Source organism: Mycobacterium sp. ABE4_509, from assembly GCF_056160785.1.
Genome location: NZ_JBSWXU010000242.1, coordinates 1 through 4,088, shown reverse-complemented (window position 1 = coordinate 4,088; position 4,088 = coordinate 1). Strand labels below are relative to the sequence as shown.

2 protein-coding genes are annotated in these 4,088 nt (G+C 68.7%); both read right to left on the bottom strand.

Going from position 1 to position 4,088, the window contains the following annotated elements:
* Positions 1 to 2,657 (bottom strand): heterodisulfide reductase-related iron-sulfur binding cluster (locus ACXAID_RS27265; RefSeq protein WP_475025295.1); only part of this gene is annotated, 2,657 nt, incomplete at its 3' end.
* 144 nt (positions 2,658 to 2,801) lie between these two features.
* Positions 2,802 to 4,088 (bottom strand): LuxR C-terminal-related transcriptional regulator (locus ACXAID_RS27260; RefSeq protein ID WP_475025294.1); only part of this gene is annotated, 1,287 nt, incomplete at its 5' end.

Here is a 4,088-nt window from a genome sequence, read left to right as displayed (position 1 = left end):
GCCTTCTTGGCGCCGGGCCGCTTGGCCCCGCCCGCGATGCCGAGCCCCTTGACCTCGGGCTCCTTGGCCGGTTCGGCGGCCGTCGCGGTGGTCTCCTCGGCCGGTGCGGCCTTCTTGGCGCCGGGGCGTTTGGCACCCCCGGCGATGCCGAGGCCCTTGGCGGCCGGCGCAGCGGCCGGCTTGTCCTCCGCCGGTGCCGGTGTGGCCTTCTTGGCCCCCGGCCGTTTGGCGCCGCCGGCCATGCCCAACCCGGTGACCGGTTTCGACTCGGAGGTCTCGGTCTTGGCTTCGGCTGCCGCGGGCTGCTCTTCCTCGGACTCGGGTTCGGCCGCGGGTTCGGCCTCCGCGGGGGCCGCGGGTGCCTCGGCGGCGATGCGGGCCGCACGCTCCTCGGCTTCCTTTGCGGCCGTGCCCTTCTCGGGAAGGGTGACCTTGTTCTTGTCCAGTGAGCCCAGCAGCAGCTGAGCCACGTCGAGGACCTCGGCCTTCTCGATGTCGCGGGCTGCTGCCACCTCGTCGACACCGTCGGTCATCATGACGCGGCAGAACGGGCAGCCGGTGGCGATCGCCGAGGCGCCGGTGTCGATCGCCTCCTCGGTGCGCTCGGTGTTCACCCGCTTGCCGATGTGCTCTTCCATCCACATCCGCGCGCCACCGGCACCGCAGCACAGGCCGCGGTCGGCATGGCGGGGCATCTCGGTCAGCGTCGCGCCGGCCGCGCCGATCAGTTCACGCGGCGCGGTGTACTCCTTGTTGTGGCGGCCCAGGTAGCACGGGTCGTGGTAGGTGATGTTGGCGCCGTGCTCGGTGAACGACCGGACCGGCACCAGCTTCTTGTCCCGGACCAGCCGGTTCAGCAGCTGGGTGTGGTGCAGGACGGTGTAGTTGCCGTCGAGCTGCGGGTACTCGCGCCCCAGCGTGTTGAAGCAGTGCGGGCAGGTCACCACGACCTTGCGGTCGACCCGCTCGACGCCGGAGAACATCTCGTTGATCGTTTCGACGTTCTGCGCGGCCAGCTGCTGGAACAGGAATTCGTTGCCCGAGCGGCGCGCCGAGTCGCCGGTGCAGGTCTCGCCCTCGCCGAGTACCAGGTACTTCACCCCGGCGGCGGCCAGCAGTTCGGCGACGGCCTTGGTGGTCTTCTTGGCCCGGTCCTCGTAGGCGCCGGCGCAGCCGACCCAGAACAGGTACTCGAAGCCGTCGAACGACTCGACGTCCTTGCCGTAGACCGGCACGTCGAAGTCGACCTCGTCGATCCAGTTGGTGCGGTCCTTGGCGTTCTGGCCCCACGGGTTGCCCTTGGTCTCCAGGTTCTTGAACAGCACGCCGAGCTCGCCGGGGAACTCGGACTCCATCATCACCTGGTAGCGGCGCATGTCGACGATGTGATCGATGTGCTCGATGTCGACCGGGCACTGCTCGACGCAGGCGCCGCAGGTGGTGCAGGACCACAGCACGTCGGGGTCGATGACACCGAGCTGCTCGGCGGTTCCGACCAGCGGTCGGGCCACCTGCTCGGGTCCGGAGCCCATCACCCGCTCGAAGCCGGACTCGGGGACGTGGTGTTCCTCGTCGTGCTCGGTGCCGACGAGGCCGCCCTGGGCCGACTCCAGCGCCTTGGCCATCGACTCTTCGTCGGGCTCGGGCTTCTCGCCGAGGATGTAGGGCGCCTTGGCGAACATGTGGTCGCGCAGGTTCATGATCACGAGCTTGGGCGACAGCGGCTTGCCGGTGTTCCAGGCCGGGCACTGCGACTGGCAGCGGCCGCATTCGGTGCACGTGGTGAAGTCGAGGTAGCCCTTCCAGGTGAAGTCCTCGATCTTTCCGCGGCCCAGCACGGCGTCCTCGGCGGGGTCCTCGAAGTCGATGATCTCGCCCTTGGACTCCACCGGCAGCAGCGGCCCGAGGCCGTCGGGCATCCGCTTGAACGTGACGTTGATCGGTGCCAGGCCGATGTGCAGGTGCTTGGAGTGCAGCACGATCAGCAGGAACACCAGCATGATCGCGATGTGCGCGAGCAGGGCCAGCGTCTCGATCCAGGCGTTGACCGGCTCGCCCAGCGGAGCCATGATCCAGCCCATGAACTGCGAGAAGAACGCACCATTGCCGTATGGCAGGGTCTCGGTGTTCACCGCGGCGCCGCGCACCAGCGCATAGGTCCAGATGACGTTGAAGATCATGAACAGGATCAGCCACGCGCCGCCGGTGTGTGAACCGTAGAACCGTGAGTCGCGCCCGTGCTTCTTGGGCTCGGTGTTGAGCCTGATGATCGAGAACGTGATGATGCCGAGCAGCACCGCGACGGCGAAGAAGTCCTGCAGGAAGCCCAGCAGGTCCCAGTGGCCGATGAACGGGATCGCGAAGTCGTGGACGAAGATCAGCCCGAACGCCTCGAGGTAGACCGAGGCGAGGATGAAGAAGCCCCACATCGTGAAGAAGTGCGCGATGCCCGGGATCGACCACTTCAGCAGCCGGGTTTGCCCGAAGACCTCTTCGAATTGCGTGGTGATGCGCTTGCGCAGGTCGTCCTTGCGACTGTTGGACTCGCTCATCGGCTGCCCGGAGCGGATCAGCTTGGTCAGCCACAGCACTCGCTTGACGGCGAAAATGCCGACGATCGCGGTCATCAGAACCCCGACGATCATCCTGATCAGCATCTGCGTATCCACACGCGCCTCCGGTTTTTTGGTTACCCGTCGGTAACTTAGACAAAGTTACCGGTGAGTAACTTTAGCTCGGTGCCTGCTCATAGTTGCATCCTGCCGGGAAGACCCGCTACGAAGGCTCACCTAACTAACTGGTTAGGTGGTGTCCTGCCCGGGCTGCGGGGAGTCCAGCTGCGCCCGCAGCATCGAGAGCATCTCCGATCGCGATTCCGCACCCAGCCGGCGCCGGATCCGGGCGACGTGGTGCTCTACGGTCTTTGCCGAGATGAGTAGCTGCGCGCCGATATCCCGATAGGGGCGGCCCAGCAGCAGTAACTCGGCGACTTCGCGCTCGCGGTCGGACAGTTTCGGTGACGCCGGTCCGGCCGCCGGCTGGGACGTCCCGGTGCGCGCGGCCGCACTGCCCCGCCCCTCCGAGATGGCCGTCTCGTCGACGGCGATGGTGTGTTTGAGGTCACGCGCCAACTGCAGCATCGCGCTCGATACGCGGGCATCCGGGGAGTGCAGCGCCGCCTGGCTGGCCAGCCGGGTCGCGTCCCATGTCAGCCCGAACCGGGACAGGCTGTTGGCGGCGGCGGTCACCTCGTCGGTGTCCACCCGCTGAGCGAGCACCCGTAGCCAGGTCCGGCCGGCGTCGGCCAGGGCATGCGCGTAGCCGCTGCTGCCCGCGGCCGCGGTCAGGGCCTGACCGTAGGGCGCGATCGTCTCCGGGCTGTTGGCCAGGATCCCGGCGTGGACTCCCGCCCAGTGCAGCGGCACCGACCACAGCACCGGATCGCCGAGAGCCGCGAGCAGTGCGAACGCCTCGGCCACGGTGTGTTCGATCTGGTCGCGCCGCCGCAACAGGGCCGCCGCCACCCACAACTCCCCGAGCGGCAGCAGCGAGAACACGTCGACGGTGTACTCGGCGAGCACCTCGATCCCGGCGTGCCAGTGGGTGTGCACGCCACCGCTGTCACCGGCCCGCCGCGCGATGGCGGTCTGCAGCGCCTCCGCCCACAGCGCGTCGCGGCGGTGCAGCCGCCCACCCGAGGCGCTGAGCACCGCGCGCACATCGGCCCCGGCGGCCCGTAGCTGGCCGTCCTGCATCCGGATCCAGCCCTGCAACAGCCGGTGCCGATAGGTGAAGAGCATGTTGTCGCAGGCGGCGCCGTCCTCATCAGGTCGGGACCCGTCGCCGTCTCGGACCGTCCGGGAGATCACACTGCGGGCCCGTCCGGGGTCCCCGCCGTGCACGGCTGTCAACGCGACCAGCGCCGCCGGGCTGTCGAGGCCGGCCAGTGTGGACGGCGCCTCGACGCCGAGCGCCTGCCCGAGCCGCGACATCACCGACGCGTACGGCCTGTCCAGTGAGGCCAGCACACCGTCGGCCAGGCAGCGCGCGGCGCGGGCGGCCGCGGTAGGCAGGGCCTGCGCCGGAGC